The organism is Paenibacillus sp. FSL H8-0315, from assembly GCF_038005365.1.
Lineage (GTDB): Bacteria > Bacillota > Bacilli > Paenibacillales > Paenibacillaceae > Paenibacillus_AQ > Paenibacillus_AQ odorifer.
Genome location: NZ_JBBOTA010000005.1, coordinates 1 through 2,113 on the forward strand (window position 1 = coordinate 1; position 2,113 = coordinate 2,113).

The window sequence follows — 2,113 nt, forward strand, 5'->3', positions numbered from 1 at the left end:
ACAGCTGCTGATGAATGCGTGACACCAGCGTCACAGCCTTCAGCGAATGACCACCGCGCTCGAAAAACGAGTCGCCGATGCTGAACGAGCCCGTGCCCAGCACCTCCGCGAACAGCTTCGCCAATTGCGCCTCCAGCGCATCCCGCGGCGCTTCATAGGCTTCTATGCCTGCATTTAAATCCGGCGCAGGCAGCGCCTTACGGTCTACCTTGCCGTTGTTGTTCAGCGGAATGTTCTCCAATTCAACAAAATAGGACGGGATCATATACTCCGGCAAATACCGAGCTAGGTGAGCATGTATTTGAGATGCTGTCAGCGGCATGCTGCATACCAGATAAGCGCATAGATACGCCTGCCCTTGCTCATCATTCCGAGACAATACGACCGCTTGGCGGATGTATTCATGCTCTTTCAGACAAACTTCAATCTCCCCACATTCGATGCGATACCCACGGATCTTGACTTGATGATCCATTCGACCCATATAGATAAGGTTGCCATCCGGCTGCCACCTTGCCAAATCCCCAGTCCGATACATCAGCGTACCCGGATCGAACGGGTTATCTACATATTTTTCCGTAGTCAGTTCAGGCTGATTAATATAACCGCGTCCCACGCCATCGCCTGCTATACAAAGCTCTCCCGCTACGCCAATGGGTTGCAATTGGCCGTTTGGATCTACGACGTAGAACCGCATATTGGCGTTGGGACTTCCGATCGTCACTGTTTTATCTGCGGTGACGTCTCGCAGCATCGACCAGACCGTCGTTTCTGTCGGCCCATACATGTTATATATCGCCGCAGAAGACCGTGATTGCAATTGATCCAGTAGATCCTCTGTCAGCGCTTCTCCGCCAACCATAATGTCGCTCACGCTCTCCAACCAAGAATCGGAACCAACAGCCAATAGCGTATGAAGTCTAGATGGTGTGGCCTGCAGCATGGCGATCCGATGTCGCTTAATCAGTTCCGTTAATTGCTGCGGATCCCTCTGCTGATCCTTGGTCGCGACAATGATGCGCATGCCCCGGGTTAACGCCAGTAACGTTTCAACAACCGAGATGTCGAAAGACAACGTGGCCGCGAATAGAATCGATTTGGTCGGCACGAACGCAATTCTCGTTGTCATGCCAAACAGAAAATTGACGGCGGAGCGATGCTCGATCATTACGCCTTTCGGCTGGCCGGTCGTCCCCGATGTGTAAAGCACATAAGCCAAATGGTGTGGCATCACTGTAATGGCAGGGTTCGTTTCAAGCCGATCTCCGATTTCGGTATCCTCAAAATCCAGAATGCATCCTTGAAACGCATACGTTTCTGAACCGTGATGACGCAGCAGTACACTTGCGCCGCTGTCCTTAAGCATGGACCGAATGCGTTCAAACGGCAAAATCGGATCGATTGGCAAATATGCACCGCCGGCCTTCAATATCGCCAATAGGCCAATGATCATTTCCAATGAACGCTCAGCAGCAATTCCGATAACCGTATCCGCTTGAACACCTTTGTCATGCAGCGTCCAAGCCAGCTGATTGGCCCGCGCATTCAGCTCCGCATATGTCAATTGCTTGTAGCCGCATATAACCGCCACTGCATTCGGCGTCTTTTCGACTTGCGCCTCGAACAGCTCATGGATCGTCGCTTCCCGTGGATAGTCCGCCGCCGTGTCATTGAACGCGTGCAGCAGTTGCTTCTCCTCCGGCGTAACGAGCGATATCGATGCAACCGACCGCTGCTTGTCCTCCAAAATTTGCTGCGCAATTTCTTTGATATGCCCCTCCATGCGCTGGATGAATGCCGAATCATAGACCTTGGTGTTATATCGGAATGCCATCCACAACGATTCGCCAGGAACTAGCACGGCTGTTAGGTCATAGTTCGCCTGCTCAAATACATCTAAGTCACGGATCGCAAACGCTGCTTCATCCGTCTCGTCCACTTGCCCAATCGCTTCGGCAATCGGGTAGTTCTCGAACACCAAAATATGGTCGATCAAACCCGTCTTCAGTGGGCTCAGCCCTTGAATCTCGTACAATGGATAATGGCTGTGCGATTCCGATGCCAAAGCCGCATCCTGCACCTGCTGCAGCAGTGCCGTTACGCGCTGGTCCGG

Annotated in this window: 1 protein-coding gene and 1 pseudogene; both read right to left on the reverse strand. The window is 52.4% G+C overall.

Annotated elements, in window-relative coordinates; all coding sequences use genetic code 11:
* The coding region (locus MHB56_RS29750) for a non-ribosomal peptide synthetase (RefSeq protein ID WP_341144425.1) at positions 1 to 1,591 on the reverse strand (1,591 nt) is incomplete at its 3' end.
* A gap of 150 nt (positions 1,592 to 1,741) precedes the next feature.
* Positions 1,742 to 2,080: pseudogene (locus MHB56_RS29915) on the reverse strand (condensation domain-containing protein); the annotation flags it as partial.
* Between the last annotated feature and the right edge of the window lie 33 nt (positions 2,081 to 2,113).